This window comes from Seonamhaeicola maritimus (assembly GCF_008056315.1).
Classification (GTDB): domain Bacteria; phylum Bacteroidota; class Bacteroidia; order Flavobacteriales; family Flavobacteriaceae; genus Seonamhaeicola; species Seonamhaeicola maritimus.
The window spans coordinates 1,651,920-1,677,459 of record NZ_VRKQ01000008.1 but is presented as its reverse complement, the minus strand read 5'-3'; the positions used below and the strand labels follow the sequence as shown (position 1 = coordinate 1,677,459).

The following is a 25,540-nucleotide window of genomic DNA, read 5'->3' as shown; positions in this document are numbered from 1 at the left end:
CTATAATCTTGTCTTCAGAATGACTTTCCTACTCCCCTTCATCTCCTGCAATTCAATTTCCAACTTCTCATTATCTCCCAACACAAACTTGGGTAACACATAAACAAACCGATTGATTTGTTTATTCTTAACCTCCGAGAGCATTTTGTGCTTATAGACTCCATACAGTCGAAGTTTTTGATAGGAGGCCTTGCGTTTCTTATTACCATTAGTTCTATAAATATTCAGATAATCAATTTCAAAATCAATTCCGGACTTGTTATCAATTTCCAAAACCAAATAGACTTCAGAAGCATTATAAACCATTTTTTGTAGTTGAAGCTTCATGCCTTTTTTTCGTTTGGTTGCCATCTTCTCATACTTGGACTTTAGTAGATAATCACTAAACTTTTGAAAATAGGGCCCTCTGTCCTCAATTGGATCAATTACTTTTTTCTCTTTTGGTAGCAGTTTTAACTCAGGGGTTTCTGTTCCTATACTTTCATTTTTGGTTATAAAATAATTAACCTTCGAGATTTCCTTATTATATTTCAGAATATATGAATATACCTGGCCATCATTGGTTATTGCCAAAAGGTTACTTTCCACACCCGGTTGTGCCTGTATTAATCCGAAGTATTGCCCTTTCTCACGGTTATATGTAAATACGAAATGATTTGCTCCGGTAATCCCTTGGCGAATAGATTCAGGGAAAAACAGAGCCACATTTTTGCTTTCGTTAGCGTATATAGTATCAAGTGGTATTTGTGCTACTAGGTAATTTGAAGTCAGGATAAGTGATATGATTATATATTTTCTCATGATGATTATTTTATGATTAATGCCTCTTAGAGGCTAAAATGAGTTGGTAATTATCGGCTATAGTTACTTTTATAGTTCGGTTATTTCGTTGAAATATCTTTTTAATTCCGCTGACTTGTGGTACGCCAGCAATATTGATATCATCAACCACATCCCCAACCACTTGTTGCTTAGCTTCAGCCTGAAAACTATTTTCCGTATAAATACCTTCGCTTCCATCCTGTAAATCGAAAGCTTTTAGCTTTACGGGTATTTGGTTAATATTCTGAATGGTTATCATGGTCCGGTTGGGTTTAAAGCTCACAAAACCATATATGGGTGTGTTTTTAGAAATCAGCATACCGTCAATAGTGGTATCTTTAGTAAAGCGCATTTGCAAACGAAAATCCTTTTTTACTGTTTGGGTACCATCTACTCGCACATAGATTATTTCATCATTGTCCTCAATATTCGACTTTTCATTTTCCATAGGATGGGATGCAAAAAATAATTGATGTTCTAAGCCTAATTCTTTAACCGATATACTTGTTTCCAGTTCTTTAAAAATTATAGGTTCATCATTCGGAGCTTCTTCAAATTCGATTTTATGTTCTGGTAACCTATAGCTTCTATCCGTATAACTAATATGCCCGTCGTTGAATATACTATCAACCATATACTGCTTTTCTTTTTGCAATAAATCCGGATCATAAACACCCATCGAATCCAAAAAGCGCTCATCATAAATACTTGGGGCATTGGTCTGTCTAACTTCTTTTAAGTCGTCCAGGGCTTCTAATTTAGAATTGTATTCCTTTTGTTTGTCTTCTAGTTTTGGAATGGGAATCTGGTTATTCTCAATGGTAGGGCCTTCATCTTCTCCCAAATATATTACGGAGTATGCGCCTATAAAAAGCAGCACACATAAAATGACTGCCGCAAAAACGATTTTATTCTTCTCTATTTTCATAATCTTCTATTTTTCTTAATGTATTTTCAAAAAAGTTGGTAATTAATAATCCGTGGGTGTTATTAGGGAAATTCCTGTCCACATGGATTATATTACCGGTTGTTGTCAGCTGGTAGGTATCCGTGATGGATCCGCGGTTGATTTCAAAGACAGTGCTAGTCTCGAAACCATAGGGTTCGCTTTGAAGATTGACCTTGGTTTCTATACTGATGACCTTCTGTACCAGAGAATACTGAAGTAAACGATTGTAAACCCCATCTGCTTTTTTTTGTCGGTATAAGGCATCTACAGAACTGTTTCCAAGCCATAGTGCCTTTTTCAAATGCTTTGCATAATTACTGGCATCAATGTGATAAAAGTAGGTGTGAAATAGTTCTAGGTGTGCCAATGCCTCCACTTCTAAATTTTCAATTTGAGAAACCAATTTCAAAGGAATCACACTGCCATCGGTATTGACCACAAAAGCACTACCCATAGATTCTTTATGGAGTTTGATTACAAATAAGACCGAAGATATACAGGTTAGTGTAGTCCCAATTATCAGGGTCAAAACAATAAAGCGATTTAGCTTCAGTACATTGTAAATATTTTTATAAGGTGTTTTCATTTATTGTTTTTTTTAATGTTGGTTCATTGGCTTACAAACTTTTTTGCCTAATGCACATTATGCACTAAAGAGTTTGAATACAAAAGAGGTTGCCTTCCTGTATAATTTGAATTTCAGCAAAACAATAAATCCAATGGCTGCGAATTGAATCAATGGTGCAAAGAAGCTACTTCCCCAATCTGTTCCAAATAGGTCACTCCAGAAATTGGTATTGATTTCTGTATAGAGGTTATTGACAAAAACGTTCACTAAGAAAAATGCTGGCACCAACATATACACCCCGGCATAGAGTTTAAAAAAGTTATATGCTAGAGTTCTGAATTTTTCGAATACCGCTAAACTGATTACCAAAGGGAAAAAGGCTTGCATGATCCCCAAAAGGAAAAAGCGTTCTGCTAGAAAGAGCGGATAGATAAACAAATCCAATAGCCATAAAAATATACCGATGATAAAAGCCACTAATTTTAATCCATAAAGCGGTGTTACTAGGGCCTCATAGAGCATGGCCATAGCTTTTTTGGCGGCTTCCAAGGCACCCACATCCTGTTCGATGTCAGTATCTTGCATCTGTAGTGGGAGGAGCGCCGGAGCCGTATCACGATATTGGCCTTCAATAGCTACCAAAATAGTATCAAAAACGGTCAATATTTGCGTGGAAAAAATAACCAGAATAACAACCGCAAAATTCTTCGCTAGTTCGGATGGTGTCAGTCCCCAAGTGTAGCCCTCATTATTGGCAATGCCTTCATTGTATTTCTTTAGGATGTTGATCAGAAAGAATAGAATGGCCAGGGTTTTCATCCCAGTAATGGTATACTGTGAAAAATCACTGTTCTTTATGGTCTGAAAAACGGTATCTACATATTCCAATCCGATGCCTAAAAAGATGCCTGACATTAATAGTTTGTTTCCCGATTATTAATTTTATCCTGCATTTCCCTAAAAGAAATAATTTCTCTGTAGCGTCTGGTCTTTGCTTCTATTTCGGCCACCATTTCTTTGGACTGTGTTTCCATCCTTTTTAAAACTTCAGCACGCTCTGCATCCGTCATTTTTAAATTGCCACTGGAGAGTATTTGGTCTATATAGTCAAGCCCCTCCAGAGAGTTTTCTATGATGTCATTAAAGGATTCTGATACTCGATTAACTTCATCTGATTTGATATAGGGTGAGTTTAGAATTTCTCGTAAATCATCTTGCACAATATCAAATAGCTTTTGGTTGTTTCGTGCTATATCACGTACAGCTTTTAATTGCTTGATGACATTATTGACCTTTTCAATGTTCTCCTTCTGTGTTTTTAGAAACTGAACGGTCTTTAATAATTGGGAAGTCTGTTTTGCAGATTCTACAAGTGATTTGGCAAAACTGATGAAGTTCGTATTGTCATATACAGGCATTCCTTGGCCGGTAGCACGGGCGGGTAATAAAAAGATAATGGCTACTGCAAATACTAAAATTTTGATTTTATGTTTCATGTTGTTAAATTTTTGATACTGAAACAAATTCAGCACAGGTTAATGATTATTGTTATTAATTTTTATTGATGAATTCGTTAATGGCTTGTTCCATATTGCCGGTTTTCTCATAAATGGCCATTATGGCTTCGCTTTCTTTACCGTCGGTGAGATAAGCGGCGTAGACTTCTTTAGGTACTTCCAATCGGAAAATGTTGCTCTCCTTTCCTATTTTGATAAACATCTCCGTGTACTTTCTCGCTCCAGTTAAATTGTTTCTTATGGATTTTAATTGATTGAGGTCATGGCTTGATAGGTTCAACCTCTTTTGAAGTTCTTCATAGCCCTTTTCATTCCGAAGACTGTAAATAACCTGAGTGTTTTCCAGTATACTTGCTGACGTGGAGTTATCCGGTAATTGATTGATGGATTGCAAAATGATTCCGATAGCGCCATTTTGTTTTCTAATAGCCTGATAATAGAACTCTACACTTTCAAGTACATTCTCGAATTTGAGTTGTTTGGCAAACTCATCAAAAAGAATGATTCCGCGTTCGCTCCGGTTACGCCAAATTGTTCTTTGAATGGCCGACTTGATAAGTTTGAGCATCACTGACAGGATTTCCTTGTTATCCTTGACTTCATCAAGTTCAAAGACAATCATACGCTTATCTTCTATCTTATAGCTTTGGTCTTCACTAACATTAAACAGGAAGCTATACAGGCCGTCATCTACATACTCTGAAAGGATATGCAAAAAGTTATAGACGCTAAAATGTTCTTCATGGATTTTAAGTTCCTCTATAAGAGTGTCTTTTTTGTTATCTACAAATTGATACATAGATGCCAAAGAATGGGTGTCATCTACACCATTTTGATAATAATAGCGTAGCACCTTTTTTATAGCTACTTCTTTTGCCTTTGACACCTGGTTTCCTTCTGCTAGCAACTCTAGTAAAAAAACACCCAAATCTTGGAATCGCTCTGGTGTTAAATCTTCTTTGGAAGTAATATAAAAGGGGTTGATGCCCAAATTTTTCCCTTGTTCGTAACGAAGTATCATATGGTCATCCGGATAGAGCTTGGCAAATTTGGAGTATGAACCTCCCAAATCGATAATGACCAGCCGAACGTCAGCCTCGAAGTATTGTCGAAGAATATTATTTGCTAAAAAGGATTTGCCCTCGCCTGTAGGCGCAAATATGGCAAAATTACGAGCTTTGATACGTTTCTTTTCTGCATCCCATACATCCTTTAGCACAGGAATGTTATGCTGACGGTCATTAAAAATGACACCAGTTACGTCTGATAAGTAATTTGTATTATTTATGAATAGGCAAAGTGCATGCTTTAAATCCGTAACATACAAGTCTTCATTTGAAAAATTGGAAGCAAAGCACGGGTAGGAATTTAAAAAATAGTTTTTACGCTCTTCTCCTTTGGGATAGTAGGGAACGATATCCAGCTCTTTGAATTCCGTTTTTATCTTTGAAGCGATATTACTTAGCTGGTCAGCTTCCCGACACCAGAAAATGATGTTTAAATGCCCGCGGATTATTCGCGAAGAATCATCTTCATATATTTTGGAAATGATATCCTCAATCTTTTTTAGGACAACCTTATTCTGAGTCCCGAAATTGGAACTCTTGTTAAGCTCTTCAATTTTCTTCTCCAGTAGTTTTCGCCATTTATGTTTATCATCTAAATAGATAATCTGGTTCACAATATGATTTTCATTAAGGTTTAACCCTAACCCGTCGATAAATCCCTGATGGAATACAAAATCATCTGAGGTGAATTTATCATTGGTCTTACTGCTTTGTACCATGTCCCCGAAACAGAGTTCGCTATTTACTGCCAACACATCAAAAAGGTTGTCTCCAATTTCAATCTGGGATTTCTTTAACTGTATATCCGTATCAAAACCTTCATTAAACCCATTAAAATAGTTATTGGTCATTCCAAGGATTTCATGCTTCTTTAATGGTGTCAGAGACACTTTGCGACTATTGTTAACATAAGAAACCGCATCGTTTACTGAAGCTATAAACTCACTTACATTTTGGTTCAATTCCTTATGGATTCTCTTTTCTACCTTCCGTAATGGGTTGGTAAACTTGGAATTATTTAACGCTTTATTATGAGGAAGGATAAAATATAAATAGCTTTGATGTTTCAAGTACCCTCGATCTTTATAGTATTTACGGGTGGCCCTTTGCAGGAACGTTCTGTTAGGTAACCTATCTGCCTCAAATTGCCCTTTTTGGTAGATATCCTGTTTTTGGATAACGGTACTTGTTGGTAAAGATTTAAAGGCTTGAAACCAGGATCCATGGATATCCTCAAAATCCGCTTCGGATTGGCTATAAATTTCTGGTAAATCGACTCTATAACATAGCACCACGTTCCCATTACTGGCGAATACCACATGCCCTTGTGTATCCAGGATGGGATGATAATCTGAAAGGTTAATGGTTTTCATAAAACAAGTGGCTTAATTTTTTGTTGCTGATGGATTTTGGGAACACTTTTTTAAAATGTAATAAGGTGGTGTTCTTGGTGAAGTGGGTCAATGCGACATATAATGTTCCATTAAAAATCCCTGCCGAAATAATGACCACAAAACTGAACGAAAAGATGATCAGTAATAGTGAACCGATAACCGCAGTCATCATGAGGGCGAACAGTGAAATGGGTAAGCCCATAACCACTGCACGCTTTCTAATGTTCTTATAGACCTCGTACTTTTTCATTAGACAACAATGCCAATGAGATAAGTAAATATGCCCACTACTGCACCGGCTATAAGGACGAAAACTAGCACCCTTGTAATGCCCTTTTTTAAGTCGGCATTTTCACCAAAGAAATGGCCCGCATTAAACAGGAAGCCTATTAAAAAGATAACTCCCAATATGATAGGGAAAATGGTTCTGATGGTATCGGAAACATCATTAACGGAATCTTCAATGCCTCCAATTTGGGCAAATATTGAATTTGAAATAAGTAATAATAAAATGGTTGGATAAAGTGATTTTCTCATATCGAAATAGATTTAAAATTGGTCTAATATTGACATGTGAAAGCTACTTTATTTATCAATTCAAAACACTGATACTCAGCATTTTGTTAATAACATATTTTTTGATTTAGACTGTTTATAATTGAAGTGAATTGATGGCAAATTTTATGGGACTTTAGGAATGATATGTTGATAACTTTAAAATTTGCGATTACATTAAATTCCAAAAACGTCAGATTTTTGATTTTGACAATTTAATTTTGCTACATTTTTTCACAGTATAAAGTAAAAATGAATGCCCTATAATTTATGAATATGTGCCGAATAATTTCCAACAATTAAACTTAAAAATGTACTATAATTTGCCGTTATGTACAATATCCGCCACCCAAGCGCTCGTCCCGATTTCACGTCGGGATATCCATCCCTTGCCAACGGCAAAATAAAAGCTAACCTTTTTACTCTTATTAAATATCGCGTATTCGATAAAATGTACGTAATAAAAAATTTTAAACGATTCTCGAAAGCTTGCCACAAGAGTATAAAATTTAAGAAAAATAAATTTCTATACACTTGTTATATTAAAGCATCAATTAATGTTTGAACATCTTGCGTAAGATTATCAAATTCATTTCTATATGTTTTTTCATCCTTTATTTCATTGATTGGTAATATATCTTCAATATTCTTTATACTCGGTATTGCTCTGTTATACTCATTTTGAAACATTCTTAATAGAACATTTTTAGTTATGAATATGCATCCTATTAAAAGTTTATAATCATAAAAAGAATATGGGCAATTTAATTTTCGAGATGTATTAAATATAGCAAGTGAATTATTCTCTTTTTTTATTCTATGGTTATGAGCAAGCATATTATTTCTAAATTGTCTCATATCTTTCCATTCATTGATTCTATCAATTACTGGTTTAGTAATCTTTCGAAGAGTAATTATTCTCGGCTCTTGTTCTTCCTTTATAAGTTTCCCGAAGTATTCCCATTCGTCTAGATATGAACAGGACGTTATAATTATTTGGCTTGAAATAATTGAGAATAAAACAGAATCAGGTTTCTTTTCTTCCTTGGTTAAACATTTAAGGTATTCGTCCAATAATGCTTGAAGTGTGCATAAAACAAGTATAGACTCTTGTGTTTTAGTTAGATTGTTTTTCATAAATTATTTAATCTTTTTTTCTTGATAAAAAAAGAAACAAAAAAATCAAGGCTGCATATAATTTTGGAAACAATTAACGGCTCATTCACTATATTTTAGGAAACATTGTAACTCTTTAACATTGCTTTGAAATCCCTTTTATAACTGAAACTCTTAAGAAACGGTATTACTAAACCCCTAAAATATGCACGCTCATTTCTCCTATTGTTTTGCTAAAATTTTATGAGGCCAAGTTTAACATCGAGACTCTATTTTACATAATATTGTGGTCTTTTAATTGAATTTCGCGTTTTCAATTATTTTCTTGGCTACTGACTCGAAATCGTCACCAGAATAAACTTGAACCTTAATTTTTTGATTATTAAATATGGCTTCGATGTCATCTAAATGATCCTTATTTATAGTATTGTAATCTAATGATTCAACGCTACCAAATATACCACTAGCTACTAATTCTGTTACTAAATTTGATAACCCCAACATATTTTCGTTTTATTAAATTAATATTCTATATTTTTTTAGATTCTATTCAAATGCAATTATCCCCAAGGATAATTGCATTTGTAATATTAATCACCTTTTTTATGTCTATGTTTTTTTAACGGTGGATATGATTTCTTTTTGTCTGGAGAAACTCTCCTCCTTCTATCTAGTGATCCATCATCTTTTTTAGGCTTTGGTCCAGGTTTAATTGCTTCAATTATCATTATTATTCTATTTATAAATTAATTACTAAAACGAAAACTGTAAACTTTTATCACAATACTTCACATACGCATCTAAATTCTTGGTTTTTAACAACTCTTCTACTTTACTATAAAACATATCAAATAGTACTTTTGTTAATTCTGTTTTCCTATTTACATCTGCTTCATTTTTTCTTGATGCAATTTTAAAATCTATATATGCTGATAAAGACAAAAGAGTATTAGGGAAATCAAAATAAATCATTTTTGTTTTTGATTTTTGGATTGTCAATATATCTCTAGCTCTTCCATGTTTTAAATCCAATTGTAATTCGTTTATCTCAAACGAATTATTTTTTATAGTAGCTTTAGTCCTATCTATATTTGGCTTATATAATTCTGAAATATCTGTAGGTTTATAGATGTAAAGCAATGGCTGTTTAATTCCGTTTTCAATTAGTTGTACTATTGTTGGCTCAATAAAATTATTTACATAACCCAATGCTAAGGCATAAGATGGCGAATATTCTGCATCCTCTAATAACCACTTATACGCCTGGTTAAAAAACACAGCCAATGTTGTTAATAAGACAAACAAAGCCTCTAATTCAATTTCAGTACCTAAAACGTTGAATGGCTTATTTAATAACCAGAATATAAGAGCAATAACCGCTATAATATTTAAGATAAGGCTTAATACCTTAACTGTTTTGGGCTTTCCTCGTAAAATTTTAATTACATTTTTTTTAATACTTTTCATAATCTCTTTCATATTGCTTTTTTCATTAAATGTAAATCTATATAGATGCTCTCTACTTCACTCAGTATGAGCTTTAAATGTTCTATTTTTTCGGGTTTACCTCTAAATATTGTCTCCGTTCCATCGACAGAAATTAATTTATCAGCGTGAGTTGAATCATTTGCTAAACTCTTTAATTGATTGTAAATGACAACTACTAACTCAAAGAAGCTTTTATCTTTATAAATGTCGATATTAATATCATAACAAATTGCATTTATTTCAAAGCTATTCAAATCAATATCATGACCTGAATCTTCTTTTAGGTTTTTTATAAACCTTATCATTTTCTTTAAACGTCCGTTAGTCTGCGAGCTTCTATTATTAATTCTTGAGATACTTAAAAAAGGAAAACTTACCTCCCCTCTATCATGTTTGTCTTTATTGTAGATTTGTACACCTCTGTAATCTCCTCTATCATTTATTATAGAATCTACACTATCGTACCAATTAGCAATGACAGTATCGACTTCCCTATTTAAATTTAAATTTTTGATTTTAATGGCTTTAGGCTTAGTAATATCACACTCCTGATATATTCTTTGTAATATTATTTCACTATCTAACCTTAATTTTCTTAAATCCTCTAAGGCATTCCCCTGATAATTACCTAATGCAGCTTCTCTTTCTAATTTTGAAATCTGACTTTGATAATACTTCTGTTTTAAAGAAAAATTATTTAAAATGTTATTTAATTTCCCCCAAGCAATACGATAATACTTGCTAGTAATCACTAATAAGTCTATATCACTAGCACCTTTTATATGTGTGTCAGTCATAACAGAACCTTGATATTTGTATACAACATCAATCAATTCTTTACTCAAATGTTTTTTAACCATTTCTCCAGCCTCTTTACTTTTAGCTGTATAATCTGGTGGAACTGCATTCATAGCCAACCTAATATAAACTAGTAAATCACTATAAGAAATTGTAGATAAATCTTCATTTAAAGCTTTTTGAAAACTTATGTTTTCGGGATTTAATCTTTCTCTAACCCTTGTTGCTAAATTTTTGTAATTCTTACTCATAATAGTTTTTCTCTTTATTAATTTTATAATTGCAATAACGATTACGGACGTTATTGCATAAACCGTGAAAGGATATTATGATATTTTGTAGAGAAGATATTATAGTTTATATTGCACCTACAAAATATGGGGTAGTATCCTTTACATTATACTACTCACTTTCAATCTAAAAAGTCCTTCCGGTCGAATGTTGGGACTTTTTTTTGTTTAAAACTCTTAAATTGAATATTCTATTTCCATTTTATTAATTTTTTCTATTATTTCAACAACTGTTTCTTCAAGCTCTTCACCCATTCTTAAATACTCATTAGGTAAATCATCTCTAAGAAAAGAAACAAGTGCATACCATATTGGCTTTAGCCTATCTTTAATGTTCAGTTCATTACTTTTTTCATTATTAAAGTAATCATATACAAATTGAAACTCTCCTTTTGCAATAAGCAGGTATAAATAATCACTAAAAAATTCTCTATAATTACTTAAAAACTTTTCATCATGCATGAAATATTCAGCAATCTTTTTTGAATCGACATACCTTTCGTTCCATAAAAGATTTTTTGCATAAGTTAGTCTTGCTGCATCTAACATATTTTGATCTGTAAAAGTATCTACTTCATTCTTATAGGAAAGTTCTGAGATTTCTAATGCTTCTTTAGGTTTTACTTTTTCTGTGTAATACAAATAGGCTAGATTATTCATTGCTTTAGTATTACCCTTATCTATTCCTATTAAATAATATTTTTCAGCCTGTTTGAAGTCTTCAATCAAATGATATAAATCTCCAAGCTCCGTTAAGGATTTTTCATGACCATTTTCAATAGCTTTTAAATAATAATATTCAGCTTGCTCATAATTTTCATATTCGTATTTATATAATTCCGCCAATCCATACATCGCATTAACATTGTCCTTTTCAACAGCCTTTAAATAGTAATGCTCTGCTTTTTCAAAATCTTTTAAATCGTATGCATATAATCCTGCCAAACCGAAATATGAGTCTTCAATCTCATGATTAATAGCTTCTAAAAAATATCTCTCAGCTTTTTCAAAATCTTTCAGTTTTAGTGCATAAAATTTAGCAAGTCTAACTAATGCATATCCTTTTTCGAAATCAACTGCTTTTTTATAAAATAATTCTGCCTCTTCTAAATTATTGAGTTTAAAATCATATAATAAAGCCAATCCATAATAAGCCGATTCATTTCCATTCTTAATAGCCATTAAATAATACTCTTCGGCCTTTTTATGGTTGTCAGTATCAAAATTGTATAAGTTGGCAAGTCTATACATAGCATCAGGACAATCACCTTGAGCCCCTATTAAATAAAATTCTTCAGCTTTGTCAAAATCATTATGCTGGTAATAATGTAGATTTCCTAATCTATAATTAGCTTCAATTAAGTCATTCTCTATTGCCTCCAAATAATATTTTTCAGAAGTATCATATTCTTTGATTCTAAAATAGAATAAGTTACCTAGCTTTAACATTGCATCGCTACTACCATTTACATAAGCCATTAAATAGTACTCTTTAGCTTTAGAGAAATCTTTGTAATAATTTTCATAAAGAACACCAAGATTATTCATAGCGGCAACTGTTCCTTTTTCAATAGACTTTAAATAATAATCTTTAGCTTTATCATGTCTCTTCAAGAAAGCATTACAGTTAGCAATCTTAAAAAAATCTTTGTCTTTCATTTTTAATAATAGTTCTAGACAAGATTCATAAAGACCCTGTTTGTAAAAACCCTCTGCCTTCTCATTTATTTCTAAATCAGACTCAGTCATATGTTGTAAAAACTCACTATTGTTATCTGCTAGAAATGTTCTAGTCACTTTAATAAGTTTGTCTTGATCTTTTTTTGGCAAAGTTTTGGTTGAAGCTAAAGCCTCTGTCATATAGTACGCACCATTTACATTATAGTCACCTGATTTTAGCATTTCAATATGCCTTTCTGCGCGTGTTATTAATTCACCTTCATCACACCAATCTTCAAGAAAACGTACCAACCAAACAACTTTCCTTCTATCCCCTTTTCTTCCATGTCTCATCAAATACCAAATATTAAAAAAGCGCTCACTAAGTTGATAGAAGTGATTTTTATTATTCGTTGATTTTTTCTTAATTATTTCATTTTTCTCCATTTGAAATAACTGAGCAGAAACTGTTTTGCTAACAATTCTTGTTTTTTGGCTTATTTCATTTACATTAATAGCGTCCCATGAGAATGCAATTGCTTCTACTATTTCTTGTTGTTGCGCAGGCAAGTCATCCATTCTGTGCTTATATAGAGGTGTCACCCTATCTAGAATAGCTTCTAAATCTGAAAATGCACTTCCTTGATTTTGATCAACAAAAATATCTGAAAGTAAAACTATCGTCCTTATTACACCTCCAGTCAACCTTCTTAAAGCCTCAATTCTACCTGGTTGGTTGATTATTATATTCTTAATATGACCTTCACCATAAGCTTCTCCAAGTTTTAATAACAGCTCTTGTGTTTCTAGTTTCTTTAATCCTTTTAAACGCTTAACTTTAAAAAGATTAGAAAAAGGATGATTGTCATCATGAAAATCTGAAATTACATTTGATGAAGCTCCAAATATTCTAAAATTCGATTTTGATTTTAAGACATCTATCAATCTTTGTACTTCTTGCTTATTAAATTTTTTATATATATCTCCGAAATTATCTATGAACAAGATGATTTTTTTGCCTTCGTCAGAAAGTTTATCATTCAACAAATTAAAGATTGTTAATTCATAATCTTGCTCATCATCACATTTTGAGAAATTCAAATCCATTTCATCATATATACCAGTAAAAATCATTTCTTTTTCCTCCAACAAAAGAGCAACTCTTTCCCATAGTTTATAAAGACGTCTAATACTATATTCTTCTTCATTAAACACAATTGGTATTAGCCAATCATTTAGATTTTTATCATTTTCTATCTCATATCCCATTCTAAGAAGCATGGTTGTTTTTCCCATCCCTCTTTTTCCTTCTAACATAAAATGCTTCTTATGTGAAGTCATTTTCGAACCTTTAATTTCATTGAAAATCTTTGAGAATGTACCAAGGCGTACCACAAAGCTGTCTATTAGTTGAATTTTAGACTGATTATCTGGGTTATAAACAAAGTCAATTGTTTTCTTATTCCAGGTGTTTTCTGCGTTCATTATTCAATATTTTTACTTAACTATAAAATTATAGTCATGCAAATATACTTAACTATTTTCTTATAGCCAAGTTCTTGGCTATAATTTTATAGTCAAATAGGTTTTTAATGAATAATTGATTTAAATTAATTAGTGCAGTAATAAAAAAATAGTAGACAATACATAGAATTTCCATTCCACACACTATGCTTCCCACCTACGTCGTCGCATAAAAAGTGTTCCATTAACTTTGTAGAAGAAACTTTTTAGAATAAATCTTTTTAAGAAACTGTAGTAACAACTTTCGCTTTTAGCCAAAGATCAAGTTACATAACGCAGAACATTATAGCACAAATGTTATCAATTTCTCTTATCACGAGAATCTCTTTCAAAAGCCACCAAATTAAACAACTCCCGCATCCTAGATCGTACCCGGTTACCATATTTATCTTCCAACTCCTTGGCATTAAGGTTGGTCGTTCCATGTGTTTTTACATGATGCTTTAGAAACAAATCATGACGTGATAACAGAATTTCCCCTATGACATTACAATCTTTTCCATAATGCCTACCTATTGGTTCTATCCCTAAATCATCAAAGCAGAAATATTGCCCGTTTCCATAGTCCTCAATGGTTTTATAACCAATATGGTTAAACCCAAAAACCACATTACGAGCCGGAATCATTTTATAAGGCTTTTGGTAGGGTACAATATGTCTAAGCAATTTCATCAAGCTGGTTTTTCCACAACCTACAGGGCCACTGAGTAAAATACCTTTATTGACATCAATATTCAGTTTTTTACAGTTGGCTTCATCCCTGATAAAATAATTACATAGTTTGAACAAGGTATCCCGGTCTTCATCATAAAGCTTAAAAGTTTCCCCAAACATGAGCTTGCCTTTGGCATTGAGATAAAGGAGAATTTTATCAAAGTCATAGAGAATCTTATTTCTTTGGATACTACCCAAGGTAAACTTTGTATTCCCTTCCATGATGATATGCGGTGTTGGGTATTTCATAGGGGCTCATTATAATTTTTATCTGTCGCTGTTTTTAAGTTGTCCTGATATGGGACAGTTGATTCTTGTTTGTTTTTTGATTCGGAATTTGAAAAATTTAAATTTTGCTGTTTGTTTAAGTTTTTATTGTTTTCTATAGTTTGTATATGTTTGTTTATAGGTACCAGTGCTTGTCCACTGCTTGTCTCGATATTGGTACGACTTAGGTACAGAGCTTGTCTAGAGCTTGTCCCAAAATCGAACATCTTAATTCTACTTCCCTTAAATGGGTTATGCGATGGCGCGTATAGAATATAATTCCAATGACTTAATTCTTTAATGCAGCGGTGGTACGTACTCTTAGAGCCTATCTTAGAAAATGACATCACTTCTTCTCGATTGATATAAAATTCGTCTTTAAAGAAATTGCTATTCCATAACTGAAATAAAGCAACATAGAGGCTAATATGTGTTGGATTCAAACGAGTGTCCTTAGAAAACTGTTCAAACACAGCATTGAGATGTTTGATGTAATTGATTTCTTGCAATCCTTAAAATTTGTTATGAATTCTGTTATCTTCTAGCACTTGCATGATTTCCTGATAATCATAATACAATACGCCTCCTACTTTGGTATATGGCAATGTGCCATTAATTCGCAGGTTTTGTAAGGTCCCAGGTGAAATGCCCAATAAATCTCTTACCTCAGGTGATTTTAACCATTTCTTTGTTACTTGACCAGATTGACTACTGAGTAATTGTTTGATATCATCAAGTAGTTCCATTTTGAATTCCCGAAGATCTTCGGTGGTAATAATTGTTGCTGCCATACTTTAAATGTTTTTTAAAACAAAGCCGCCAATGATCACATTTTTTAATGACGACTTTGCTTCGATTTGACTTTCGTTTGACAAATTTGAATAAGAATATGCATACTTAATCCATAGTTAACCCCAAGGTGGGGCTTTTTTTCTTCCATTTATTTTGAGAGATATTTATAATAGAATAGCATGAGGCGTACTACAATAAACTCACAATTACTCGTAAAAAATATGATTTCAGAGGTCCAATAATTATCCCAACTTGGGGGCACCTTGGGGTTATTGATCTGCCTCATCAAAACGTCGCTTTAGTAAGTCAATCAGCTTGTCTAAGAACTTCGTTTTACTACATTTTCGAGCCCTTATTTCTATGAACGTATGGTAGTAATGCCCTAGATCTATATTAAAAAGTTGTTCAAATGCGGATGCCACCATTTTAATATCAGCAGTGCCACTATTAATTGAACCGCTGCTATCTAAGGCATAGATTAGTTCAATTAATTCTGTCTTACTTCCAGTCCAAAATAGTTTAGATGTCTCCCTCATGGTATTTGTTTTTATAGTATCCTTATGCGCTTCTAATTTTTCAATTTCCTGCTTTAAGTACACAATCAACATATCAAATGCTATTATGGTTGCCACAGTACTATCCTGACAAGTTGAGAATTGCTCGTCTATAAATGCGTGAAAAGATTCTGTTGAAGATCGCAAATCGGACTTCCCCCGAACAAAATATTGTTCATCTAAGGTTGTTGCTCCTCTGCGATAGTAGTGATAAAACTCTAAATTTTCATTGAAGTAGAGCTGAAGTTTGTTTATTTGATGGTTTAAATATTTAACCTGAAATTTAGAGCTGCTTCTAGGACGTTTGCTTTCAATATTAAACAGTTTAACATAGTAAATGAGCTTGCTAAAGATTTGTGGCTTAATATGCTTAAAGAAATGTATTTCTTCTTGAGTTGAAATAAACCCTTTTTGAACCACTTCATTTCGAAGTTTTTTAATGCATGTTTCAGTATGGGCAATACCATGTTCAGCCTTGTGCAAAATATCATCTTTGCAAGATTCCAAAGATTCTAATTTACTTTCAAATTCTAAAATATGTTTTTGATATTTCACTCAGACACAAATCTTAGCTGCTCTAAAGAGGTATCATTCTAAAACACCCAAGAGTTCCATAGTGTAGTTGTCGGACGTTTGTATATAGGCATATTTTTCTTCTACTAAAGCTCCTAGTTTTCTTTTTTCAAAAGAAGCTGTCATTCCCAAATCAATATGCTTAAATTTTAATTCTATGCCTCGTTTAATAGTTTGATATAATAACTGACGATAGGTATAAAATTCCCTGAGATACTGATAGTCCATGCCAACAAAAGCAGGTACATATGTATGATTTTCATTGTTATAACAAAGCATAACTCCAATAATTTGAGTTGGTTTATCTTGTGAACTAATTGTAATAAATTCCCAATTAGGGTGCTCAGACATATTCAGAAATAATTTTTCTGGAAAGGAAAACGTATTCAGTCCTAAATTATTTTGATGTACCTGAGCATATAATTCTTGGATTTGTTTTAATTGCTCTTTGTTACACGCTTTCATAACTTCAATTTTTAACAAAGGCTCATATTCCAATATTTCTTTTCGTAAATGCCTCCTATTTCTTGATGATAACTTTGTTATAAACTCTTCTATAGTTTCATTAACTTCAAGATGAATTTTACATGAATTAGGCATTTGAACTCTAACAAAACCCTGGCCTTGAAAATAAGGGTGTAGGCTATCCTTTTCGGAAAAATCCCTAAGCACGACCATTTCCGCTTTAAAACGTTGTTCCAAGCTTTCTACAGATTGCATAAGTGCATGTAACGCCTGCTGCTTTAACGGATGCTCTTCATCAATAAATAAATGATTCCCTTCAGTAAAGAGCGAGCCTATACTCAGTACTTTGGATGTTAAATAATAGGGATTTGTTTTTCTTTCCTCTTCAATAGTTTTAGAAGCACTTACTTTTGCCAGCATATCATCTTTCCATAACCCTACGGTCAAAAAGGTTGCTATTATAGGCTTATGGCCACTATCATATATAATCACATAATGAAACGTCCAATTATGCTCTTTTAATTCATTATTTCTAAATGTTTGTTCCAAAAATTTAAGCCCCTCCCAATCATAAACTCCATGCTTACCAACATGATTATTCCATAAGGTCTTATCAATTTTCAAGATGGAATCTTCAATTTTAACGATAACCTCTGCTTGTTCTTTATCTTCTACCACTGACTTTACCTCTAACTTAAATGCTTTGCATACCCGTTGGATGTTGGTATGAGTATCTTCTAAAGCTTTTGGGTAATGATACACCATGGCGGCAACCAAATCTTCGATTTCCGATTTCTCATTGTGTCTGGATATGGTTATACGCACTCCAGTATTCTTTACGGGTACTGCGGGGAATATACCCAGGTTTACATAAAACCCTTCTTTCATGAGTCGGCTAACAAAATTATAACCTGTCCTAGGCATGCCTGTACCAATAAAAAAGACAGGAGAATTATTTTTATCAATAAGCGGCAAATCGGTGTCCTCTAATAAGTTGTTAAAATATTCTATACGCTCCCTCAAATCATTTTGAATCTCATAGATTTCAGGTGTTAAATGAATTTGCGCGGAGGCTGTTGCCGCCGCCACCGAAGCCGGCTCAAGTTGCGCAGAAAACGTCAAAGGTCCTCCAAAGGTTTTTATTTCATGGTACATCTTCTTATTGGAACAGACTAGCACGGCACCACTTGCTCCAAAAGTCTTACTTAGCGTTCCAAATAATAAGATGTTTTCAGAAAGCTCGTCTAATTGACTCAAAGCATAGCCTGTTCCATTTTTCCCTATCCAACTCATTCCATGAACATCATCAATATAAAGATGTAATTGTGGATATTTTAAACACAGGGATTTTAAATCTTTAAGCGGTGCAAAATCACCATACATGGAATAGATACCATCAGCCATATACCATATTCTTTGTTGCTTATCAGAAAGCGACCTTATCTTATCCTCCAGCATATTTAGATCGTTATGTCTAATCATATCAATGGGAACACTTCTGTTCTTTAGTACTTTGGCAGCACTTTGAACGCTCCAATGTACCTGATGGTCTAAAATAATAGCATCTTGGTCGCTAACAGCATTTGGTATCACTCCCATGTGCCCTAAAGTGCTATTTTTAGTGATTATTATCGGATTCTGGTACATCTCGGTAACTTTCTCTTCCAATGCTTTATAGAGTGGGTTGGAGATATAAGATTTGGAAAGTGGAAACTGTGTGCCGTATTTAGAAATAGCATTTATAGCTGCGGCTTTCAGTCTAGGGTCCTGTTCCAATCCCAAATATCCAGTGGTTCCAAAATGAAATAGTTTCCTATTATTAATACCGATTGTTCTTCCAGAAAAATCATCTCCTTGAGCATACAAATGCATAACACCTTCTTGTTTCGCATCTGTGAAAACCTCGTTTACTGTGTCTAAAAAATTGTTGTGTTTTATTTTCGCCATCTAATTATATATTTATTTGTCATATAATTTAGCTGAATCTGTAGGAAATTAGAAAATTACTTCATTTCAAAATCCTTTAGGGTAAACTTATAATCCTTAGTAGGCAAACAAAAGCTAACATTCACTGGTGATAATCAATGCATGGTTAATGATTGTGTTGATAATTTTGTAAGTTTATATTGAAAAACCAGTTTTCTATTACTAATGCGAAATTATTTTGAAAATGACTATGCGTCCTATAGGTTCCTAGATGATGGCATCTTACATATTGTCTATCATCAAGGTGTTTCCATAGATTTAGATGCTGCTATCCAAGTAGTCAAAGACAGATTACTGTTGCAAGAAGGGCAGTCCTTTCCCATACTATGTGATATCCGAGGTATTAAAATCATTAATAAACCGGCAAGAGCTTATGTGGCTATTGAGGGGTCCACATTAATAAAGGCCGTTGCTGTTATCGTAGAGCCTCCTGTTTCCGAGATGTTATCTGAACTTTATATACGCACCAGTACCCCTCCTATTCCAACACAATCCTTTGAACATATCGAAGACGCTTTACTATTTTTAAATAAATACATATAATTAGCTTAAACCCCTTTTTTTCTCTCACATAAAAATTATAGAAACCCAAATTCCTAAAATGTGAGTACCAAAAAAAAACACAGAATGCAACGAATTAACCAAATGCTATTGGAAATGGCTTCTGGTAATTTCTTTTATCGTTTAGAGCGATCTACAAAAAATGACAATATAGAAGCTCTTGGCTTGACACTAAACATACTGGCAGAAGAAATACAGGAAACCATGCTGCATCAAGGTTATGTAAATTCCAATAGCACCATTATGGAAGTGATTCAGATGAGCTTTATTCTTGATGAGAAGGGACAGATTCAAATGGTCAATCAACAAACTTGTAATATTCTGTCTGTATTACATACTGATATTATTGGAGGGTATTTTACTGATTTTTTAACTGAAACATCCTTATCAAAATGGCAAGATTTCTGGAAAACAGGAATGCAAAAGGAGTTTTCCGATACGTCGTTTGAATTAACTTTTAAAACCAAAGGAAACTTAGTGATTCCTAAAACCTGCCATATTACAACCTTTAATGGCAAAAACAATGATGAGAGAAAAGTACTTATAACCGTTATTCACCATTCTAATAGACAGGATAAATTAGAAAATGAGTTAAAGCGAAGTGTGTTTCAGTTCAATGAAAACCATAGTCTTGCGCAGGATGAAACACAAATTGATTCCCGAAAACCTAAACTCAGATTAAGTTTTGAAGATATTCGAAAAATACGTGAAGGTCATGATATCATTATTAACAACTTAGAGAAAGAATTGCCTTCGTTAAAAGATTTTGCGCTTCAGTTAGGAACTAATGAATTCAAATTAAAGTATGGTTTCAAGGAATTATATGGGACTTCGGTCTACCGCTTCTTAACCGCTGAACGATTGAGAAAAGCAAAAATGATGATTCAATACACGGACCAATCTCTTAAGTCCATTGCTCATATGACCGGGTTTAAAAGTATCTCGCACTTTTCCAGAACTTTTAAAAAACGTTATGAATATACCCCGAGTGATTTGCGTAAAAAATCATTGAATAGGGATGAATAAACACCTTTAATTGACACTTTTATAACTAAATCCTTTACAGTCAAAAAACTATCCTTTACAAATAAATTTTATTGAGGAATTTCACCATATCAAATCAAAAGGTATGGATGGTTCTAATAAAGGATATCAAATTCTAACAAATACTATAGGCATTATATTAATAATGCTATTTGTTTATACCGCCTCAAACAAGTTTCTTGATTTTGAACATTTTAAAGCTCAATTAACAGGATTTCCTTTTATCGCTTCATATGCTAATTGGATTGCATGGGCTGTTCCCTTAACAGAATTAATAATTGCAGTATTATTTCTTTTCCCTAAACATAAACTAACCGCCTTTTATATGAGCCTATTACTATTGCTTGTATTCACCACATATATAATTGTAATTCTAAATATTAGTGATTCGATACCATGTTCATGCGGAGGCATATTATCAACTCTTGGGTGGAAAGAACATATAATATTCAATTGTGTATTTATTGCTCTTTCTCTAACAGGTATATTATCAATTAAAGTTCATAAAACAAAAACACTACGTAGTGACAGGGATAAGGCTGAAAACCTGTAAAAAAGAGTAGGCCATTAATTTAAAAACAGAATATTATGAAATCAAAAGTTTTCAAATTCATTTTACCAGCTTTCGCTCTTTTACTAGCAGTTGGTTTTGCCTTTGCAGCAGAAGACAATTACGTTAGTCAAACGGCATATTACAATCACCCTATTTTAGGTGTGCAGTCAGTTATCATTGGCGATGAATGCCAACCTTCCGGAGCCATTTCTTGTGAGTTTAATGGACATCAATTGTATCAGGAAGCGTCCTTAACTACACCTTTACGTAAAAATTAGTCTGTAGTTAACTAGTTAGTTAAAGAAAGGTGTCCTGAAATCAGGACACCTTTTGACTAATTCAAAAAACTGAATATACAGATAAACAAAGTGCTTCGTTTACCTATTTCTTAATGTGTTATTAATCCGGTTTAATTCATTTCTAAAATTAACGCCAAGGTTATTTCTATTTTTTTTTGGCTTCATTCAATGTCATTAGGCATAGTTTCCAATGTCCTATAGTTTTTTTTCTTATTTCCATTTTCAATTTCTCTTCCAGACTTTCCTTTAAAAATATTAACTGTTCCAGTATGAGTCCTCTTGAGTAGTCCGTGTAATCATTAATTTTATCATCAGCGTTCACATGCTCGCGCCTCTGTTTAATCACCCAAACCATTTTATCTATAAAGGTATTTTGAATCTCCTGCTTTCGTGCTTCTACAACCTCTAAATCTTGGTTTAACTCATCAAATAATCCCAACTGGAGTACTTGCAAAAACCTACCAGTAGCACCTTCAAAGCCATTGATTTTTTCCATTTGTTCCAATCTTTTCATCCTTTGAGGCCGCAATAACTCAAACAAGATTCTTTGTTGGTAATCTAATATCTTATCTGGGTAAACGGAGTAGTTTATTTTGTAACCAAACTCAGGGTTCACCAACCAATATGGAGGATTAAACGCATTCTTAACCAGAAAACCAATTGCTGCTTCTTGCTGTTCCCAATTAATGGGCGTATATATGCTTCCACCCTGACTTATAGCTTTATAGTGAATATCATAGCCGCCAACAAGAGAAAGCACATGCCTCATATGATGATACCAAAGCTCCAATGTTTTTTTGTAAAGCCGTTCCACCCGGGCATTATCAGTTTGACCATAGTTGACTTTCGGAATTAGCGCTATAACCCGTTTAAGATTCTTTAGTGCCATTTCTGCACTTTTTATTGGATCATCATTATCAACCACCTCATTTGTACACCCAGGTCCAACAACCTCATAATTACCATTATTGTATCTATACCATGGAATAGAATCCTGCATTCTTATGATGCGCTCTAATTCAACTAATTCAGCATTGATTGAAACAGTATTTGGAAATGATGTATAGGCCCATTTGATATAGTATACATCTGTTGGCCCAACTTTTTGAATAAGTAATGACGCTGGTATACTATCCTTTGGTTGCGCGATGTTGTTGTGTCTTGCATAGGTCATAATACTTGGTGTATGTCCCATTTTTTTCAACCAATTTCTATCATTCATCATCTCAAAAGGATAACTGTACTCACCAAAGTTATTGTCCATGATTCCGAATGCATGTCCTGCTTCATGGGCTGTTAAAGACTTAATGAGTTCTCCCATAAGGTCATCAGGAAAAGGATATTTATGCGCTCGTTTATCTAATGGAGCACATCTAAGAAAATACATATCAGCTAGCTTTTGAAGAGTCGCCCCCAAATGAATGTCTGCTTTAAGAATTTCACCAGATCTCAAATCAATAATATCTAATACCGTACCACCTCCAGCATCTTCAAAACCTCTCACATTTCTGTAATCACCCCAATGCACAATAGAACTATTAACACTATAAGTTTGCCAATAATTTAGACTATCTACCTCTTTAACAACCAAGGCATCTTTAAAACCAGCCGATTCAAATGCTGGCAACCAAGATTCTATCCCTGCCTTTACATAGGGTCTCCATTTTTCTGGAATCTCTGGAGAAAGAATAAATGTTATTGGTTTAATTGGTACGCTAATTTTTTTGTTCTTATTTCGCTTTTCAATACGCCACCTGATTATATTAGCCTTGGTATTTTTCATGCCATGACTAATACTATTCTTTTCTTCATTAAAAAAACCCATGCGGTAATCAAATTTTCTCGGTTTCATTAATTCTGGCAATGCGCAAAAACTAAAATGAACAGGGATTACCACCTTAGACTGGTTAATAACCAAACCTCTTTTGGTTCTAATAATCACTTCATTATGCAAGTTTTTCACCTGCTCTAAAAATGAAAGTTTTGGCTTAAGAGTTTCACTAAAACCAGGTGTCCATTCAATTCCTTGATTCAAAACAAGATTGGTGATGTTTACACAATAACCCATTGAATTACTGTACTCTTTATTTATCGGAAATACGGCCATAATATTCTCCCTAAGTGAAGGGTTATCATTCAGTGGTATAATGTTTCCAGCCGAAGATTGAATCCTGGGAATCTTCAATAAGATCTTGTCATTTAACCGTGCCCAAACTACTTGCATATATTTAAACTCTTGACTTTGATCATACCTCACAAAAAGAATAGATTTACCAATAAGCTGATTAGGAATGTTTAAGTAAAGTTGATCTTCTTCAATAAACGATGTCAAAAAGGATTGCTTTTCAAGAACCTCTGAAATTGATTTATTACTGTACAGATCATTATCAGGGTTTATGGTAAACCCTGAATAATAGATCAATAAAAACCACATTAAGATGAAATATTTCATAATGGTAAAAGTTTTAAATAAACTGCCATGTCAACTATATTCATAACAGGAAGAAGGATTAACACAGCGTTCATATCAAATCAGTAACCTGAATTTTGTGGTTTTAAATTAGGGTTCACTTCCAATTCCGTAGCAGGGATAGGTAATAATACATTGGAATCCTTCCAAGCTGGCTTGATAGCACTCAACACGTCACTAGCCTTATGCATTCGTTTTAAATCTATCCACCTATGCCCTTGTTCGGTAAACAATTCCACTTGGCGTTCCTTAAGTATAGCATCCAATAGACTCTCTGTAGTTGTAGCCATCGTATTGGCCAAACCTGCTCGATTTCTTATAGCGTTTAAGTCCTGTTGCGCACCAGCTACATCACCCAAGTGAGCTTTAGCCTCTGCCCTAATAAGATATTGTTCAGTTAAACGGAAGATTATGGAATACTCCAAAGAAGTGGTTTCACTAAAAATAGCTTTGTATTTATTAGCATATTGCAACGTAGTCAATCCGTCAGAACTTGTTTTACTTGCTGTCCATTTACTATATCTTAAGTCCCCGGTTTCAAAAGCCTGCAATAGGTTATTGGTCAATGCATAGGATTGACCGGGAATAAACCTTATAACCAATTGATTGGCCTCATAGGTGTTATAATGTGTAGTTCCATTGGTTTTAAATTGCCAAAGGGTTTCTGAAGAATTTTTCAAAAAAACCTTGTTGATATCCAATTCCAAGCTATGGCGATTTATAAGTTCCGAAGCCACAGATTCTGCTAAAGCCCATTGTTCAGTATATAAATACATTCTTGCTAACAAAGCTTTTGAAACTGATTGGTTTGGTAATACATGTTCACCAGTTACGTCATCATCACTCATCAAACTTACAGAGCTAATAAGGTCTGTGATAATATTCTCATAAACCTCATTTACAGCCATTCGAGCAACGGTATTATTCTCTAAATAATTGGTGGTACTTATAAAAGGGATATCTCCATAAATAGCAGCTAATAAACTATGCAAATAAGCGCGAACAAAAAGTGCTTGTCCCTTAAATTGTTCTTGATGCTCTAAACTTAAGGTTGTTGTACCCTCCAGTCCCTTTAAAATATCATTAGCAGCATAAATTAACTTATAAGCAGCACGCCACCAACCCAACACCACAGTATTAGCAGAAGTTACCGTATGACTATAAAGCTCCTGATTGCTACCATCAAAACCAAAATAATCAAGTTCATCAGAGTACGCGGCTATTAAAACACTTAAGCCATTATTACCCGATACCATACCCTGTTCTCTCATTTGGTAGTAAATATTAGCCAATGCAGATTCTACGGTTGCGGCGTCTTCAAAAATAGTTTCAGAAATCAAGGTGTTTTTTGGAGCATCTACTTCCACAAAATCAGTACAAGCCGTCATTCCAATGATTACAAAAAAACATAAAATGTTTCTCAAAAAAAGTGTTGTTTTCCAACAGGCTTTAAGCCCAAATACTTTTATATAGTTATAATTTTTATTAAGTTTCATAATTCTAAAAATTTTAAGG

Annotated in this window: 23 protein-coding genes; 4 read left to right on the top strand and 19 right to left on the bottom strand. The window is 33.4% G+C overall.

Features of this window, described 5'->3' with window-relative positions:
- From FUA22_RS06930 to FUA22_RS06845, 17 genes are all read right to left on the bottom strand, one after another.
- Positions 1-801 carry a DUF4138 domain-containing protein gene (locus tag FUA22_RS06930; RefSeq protein WP_147767165.1) on the bottom strand — a complete coding sequence of 267 codons (801 nt, stop codon included), beginning with the start codon at positions 799-801 and terminating at the stop codon, positions 1-3.
- Between the two features lie 16 nt (positions 802-817).
- Positions 818-1,750, bottom strand: a complete 933-nt coding sequence (gene traM / locus FUA22_RS06925; RefSeq protein WP_147767164.1) for a conjugative transposon protein TraM — start codon at positions 1,748-1,750, stop codon at positions 818-820.
- On the bottom strand, positions 1,731-2,357 hold the full coding sequence (locus tag FUA22_RS06920; RefSeq protein WP_147767163.1) for a conjugal transfer protein TraK: 627 nt from the start codon (positions 2,355-2,357) through the stop codon (positions 1,731-1,733). Before FUA22_RS06920 ends, traM begins: the two co-directional genes overlap by 20 nt.
- A gap of 57 nt (positions 2,358-2,414) precedes the next feature.
- The gene (locus tag FUA22_RS06915; protein ID WP_147767162.1) at positions 2,415-3,254 is read right to left on the bottom strand and encodes a hypothetical protein; all 840 of its coding nucleotides are present in this window, start codon (positions 3,252-3,254) and stop codon (positions 2,415-2,417) included.
- Positions 3,254-3,835, bottom strand: a complete 582-nt coding sequence (locus FUA22_RS06910; RefSeq protein WP_147767161.1) for a conjugal transfer protein — start codon at positions 3,833-3,835, stop codon at positions 3,254-3,256. Before FUA22_RS06910 ends, FUA22_RS06915 begins: the two co-directional genes overlap by 1 nt.
- 55 nt (positions 3,836-3,890) lie before the next feature.
- Entirely contained in the window at positions 3,891-6,296 is a 2,406-nt protein-coding gene (locus FUA22_RS06905; RefSeq protein ID WP_147767160.1) for a TraG family conjugative transposon ATPase, read from the bottom strand.
- A 270-nt stretch (positions 6,297-6,566) separates the two neighbouring features.
- Positions 6,567-6,854 (bottom strand): hypothetical protein, encoded by a 288-nt coding sequence (locus FUA22_RS06895; RefSeq protein ID WP_147767158.1) that lies wholly within the window; start codon positions 6,852-6,854, stop codon positions 6,567-6,569.
- A 555-nt stretch (positions 6,855-7,409) separates the two neighbouring features.
- Entirely contained in the window at positions 7,410-8,009 is a 600-nt protein-coding gene (locus FUA22_RS06890) for a hypothetical protein (protein ID WP_147767157.1), read from the bottom strand.
- Between the two features lie 273 nt (positions 8,010-8,282).
- Positions 8,283-8,492: a hypothetical protein gene (locus tag FUA22_RS06885; protein WP_147767156.1), complete on the bottom strand. Its 210-nt coding sequence runs from the start codon at positions 8,490-8,492 to the stop codon at positions 8,283-8,285.
- Positions 8,493-8,578: 86 nt separating this feature from the next.
- On the bottom strand, positions 8,579-8,716 hold the full coding sequence (locus FUA22_RS18395; RefSeq protein ID WP_170309863.1) for a hypothetical protein: 138 nt from the start codon (positions 8,714-8,716) through the stop codon (positions 8,579-8,581).
- A 25-nt stretch (positions 8,717-8,741) separates the two neighbouring features.
- Positions 8,742-9,455, bottom strand: coding sequence for an STING domain-containing protein (locus FUA22_RS06880; protein WP_147767155.1), 714 nt, complete (start codon positions 9,453-9,455; stop codon positions 8,742-8,744).
- An 8-nt stretch (positions 9,456-9,463) separates the two neighbouring features.
- Complete coding sequence (locus FUA22_RS06875; RefSeq protein WP_147767154.1) at positions 9,464-10,525, bottom strand: hypothetical protein; 1,062 nt, start codon at positions 10,523-10,525, stop codon at positions 9,464-9,466.
- 216 nt (positions 10,526-10,741) lie between these two features.
- Positions 10,742-13,708: a tetratricopeptide repeat protein gene (locus tag FUA22_RS06870; RefSeq protein ID WP_147767153.1), complete on the bottom strand. Its 2,967-nt coding sequence runs from the start codon at positions 13,706-13,708 to the stop codon at positions 10,742-10,744.
- A gap of 339 nt (positions 13,709-14,047) precedes the next feature.
- Complete coding sequence (locus FUA22_RS06865; RefSeq protein WP_147767152.1) at positions 14,048-14,710, bottom strand: ATPase; 663 nt, start codon at positions 14,708-14,710, stop codon at positions 14,048-14,050.
- Between the two features lie 530 nt (positions 14,711-15,240).
- Positions 15,241-15,519: a helix-turn-helix domain-containing protein gene (locus FUA22_RS06855; protein WP_147767150.1), complete on the bottom strand. Its 279-nt coding sequence runs from the start codon at positions 15,517-15,519 to the stop codon at positions 15,241-15,243.
- Between the two features lie 270 nt (positions 15,520-15,789).
- Positions 15,790-16,581 carry an RteC domain-containing protein gene (locus tag FUA22_RS06850; RefSeq protein ID WP_241664777.1) on the bottom strand — a complete coding sequence of 264 codons (792 nt, stop codon included), beginning with the start codon at positions 16,579-16,581 and terminating at the stop codon, positions 15,790-15,792.
- Between the two features lie 81 nt (positions 16,582-16,662).
- Positions 16,663-19,059 (bottom strand): aminotransferase class I/II-fold pyridoxal phosphate-dependent enzyme, encoded by a 2,397-nt coding sequence (locus FUA22_RS06845; RefSeq protein ID WP_147767148.1) that lies wholly within the window; start codon positions 19,057-19,059, stop codon positions 16,663-16,665.
- Between the two features lie 204 nt (positions 19,060-19,263).
- On the opposite strand from FUA22_RS06845, the gene FUA22_RS06840 reads away from it, so the two are divergent.
- The 4 genes from FUA22_RS06840 to FUA22_RS06825 all read left to right on the top strand — a co-directional run bounded on the left by FUA22_RS06840 (position 19,264) and on the right by FUA22_RS06825 (position 21,534).
- The gene (locus FUA22_RS06840; protein ID WP_147767147.1) at positions 19,264-19,641 is read left to right on the top strand and encodes a DUF7793 family protein; all 378 of its coding nucleotides are present in this window, start codon (positions 19,264-19,266) and stop codon (positions 19,639-19,641) included.
- Between the two features lie 84 nt (positions 19,642-19,725).
- The gene (locus tag FUA22_RS06835) at positions 19,726-20,685 is read left to right on the top strand and encodes a helix-turn-helix domain-containing protein (protein ID WP_147767146.1); all 960 of its coding nucleotides are present in this window, start codon (positions 19,726-19,728) and stop codon (positions 20,683-20,685) included.
- Between the two features lie 103 nt (positions 20,686-20,788).
- A complete protein-coding gene (locus FUA22_RS06830; protein ID WP_147767145.1) occupies positions 20,789-21,256 on the top strand; it encodes a MauE/DoxX family redox-associated membrane protein in 468 nt (155 codons plus the stop codon).
- 35 nt (positions 21,257-21,291) lie between these two features.
- Complete coding sequence (locus FUA22_RS06825) at positions 21,292-21,534, top strand: DUF6520 family protein (protein ID WP_147767144.1); 243 nt, start codon at positions 21,292-21,294, stop codon at positions 21,532-21,534.
- Between the two features lie 166 nt (positions 21,535-21,700).
- Here FUA22_RS06825 and FUA22_RS06820 read toward each other — a convergent pair whose 3' ends face one another.
- Together FUA22_RS06820 and FUA22_RS06815 are read right to left on the bottom strand one after the other, a co-directional pair.
- A complete protein-coding gene (locus tag FUA22_RS06820; RefSeq protein WP_147767143.1) occupies positions 21,701-24,007 on the bottom strand; it encodes a zinc-dependent metalloprotease in 2,307 nt (768 codons plus the stop codon).
- An 80-nt stretch (positions 24,008-24,087) separates the two neighbouring features.
- Positions 24,088-25,521, bottom strand: a complete 1,434-nt coding sequence (locus FUA22_RS06815) for a RagB/SusD family nutrient uptake outer membrane protein (protein ID WP_147767142.1) — start codon at positions 25,519-25,521, stop codon at positions 24,088-24,090.
- Positions 25,522-25,540: the final 19 nt, after the last annotated feature.

Coding starts and splice junctions, on each gene's coding strand:
- FUA22_RS06930 (WP_147767165.1), bottom strand. CDS start 801: ATGAGAAAATATATAATCATATCACTTATCCTGACTTCAAATTACCTA.
- traM (WP_147767164.1), bottom strand. CDS start 1,750: ATGAAAATAGAGAAGAATAAAATCGTTTTTGCGGCAGTCATTTTATGT.
- FUA22_RS06920 (WP_147767163.1), bottom strand. CDS start 2,357: ATGAAAACACCTTATAAAAATATTTACAATGTACTGAAGCTAAATCGC.
- FUA22_RS06915 (WP_147767162.1), bottom strand. CDS start 3,254: ATGTCAGGCATCTTTTTAGGCATCGGATTGGAATATGTAGATACCGTT.
- FUA22_RS06910 (WP_147767161.1), bottom strand. CDS start 3,835: ATGAAACATAAAATCAAAATTTTAGTATTTGCAGTAGCCATTATCTTT.
- FUA22_RS06905 (WP_147767160.1), bottom strand. CDS start 6,296: ATGAAAACCATTAACCTTTCAGATTATCATCCCATCCTGGATACACAA.
- FUA22_RS06895 (WP_147767158.1), bottom strand. CDS start 6,854: ATGAGAAAATCACTTTATCCAACCATTTTATTATTACTTATTTCAAAT.
- FUA22_RS06890 (WP_147767157.1), bottom strand. CDS start 8,009: ATGAAAAACAATCTAACTAAAACACAAGAGTCTATACTTGTTTTATGC.
- FUA22_RS06885 (WP_147767156.1), bottom strand. CDS start 8,492: ATGTTGGGGTTATCAAATTTAGTAACAGAATTAGTAGCTAGTGGTATA.
- FUA22_RS18395 (WP_170309863.1), bottom strand. CDS start 8,716: ATGATAATTGAAGCAATTAAACCTGGACCAAAGCCTAAAAAAGATGAT.
- FUA22_RS06880 (WP_147767155.1), bottom strand. CDS start 9,455: ATGAAAAGTATTAAAAAAAATGTAATTAAAATTTTACGAGGAAAGCCC.
- FUA22_RS06875 (WP_147767154.1), bottom strand. CDS start 10,525: ATGAGTAAGAATTACAAAAATTTAGCAACAAGGGTTAGAGAAAGATTA.
- FUA22_RS06870 (WP_147767153.1), bottom strand. CDS start 13,708: ATGAACGCAGAAAACACCTGGAATAAGAAAACAATTGACTTTGTTTAT.
- FUA22_RS06865 (WP_147767152.1), bottom strand. CDS start 14,710: ATGAAATACCCAACACCGCATATCATCATGGAAGGGAATACAAAGTTT.
- FUA22_RS06855 (WP_147767150.1), bottom strand. CDS start 15,519: ATGGCAGCAACAATTATTACCACCGAAGATCTTCGGGAATTCAAAATG.
- FUA22_RS06845 (WP_147767148.1), bottom strand. CDS start 19,059: ATGGCGAAAATAAAACACAACAATTTTTTAGACACAGTAAACGAGGTT.
- FUA22_RS06840 (WP_147767147.1), top strand. CDS start 19,264: ATGCGAAATTATTTTGAAAATGACTATGCGTCCTATAGGTTCCTAGAT.
- FUA22_RS06835 (WP_147767146.1), top strand. CDS start 19,726: ATGCAACGAATTAACCAAATGCTATTGGAAATGGCTTCTGGTAATTTC.
- FUA22_RS06830 (WP_147767145.1), top strand. CDS start 20,789: ATGGATGGTTCTAATAAAGGATATCAAATTCTAACAAATACTATAGGC.
- FUA22_RS06825 (WP_147767144.1), top strand. CDS start 21,292: ATGAAATCAAAAGTTTTCAAATTCATTTTACCAGCTTTCGCTCTTTTA.
- FUA22_RS06820 (WP_147767143.1), bottom strand. CDS start 24,007: ATGAAATATTTCATCTTAATGTGGTTTTTATTGATCTATTATTCAGGG.
- FUA22_RS06815 (WP_147767142.1), bottom strand. CDS start 25,521: ATGAAACTTAATAAAAATTATAACTATATAAAAGTATTTGGGCTTAAA.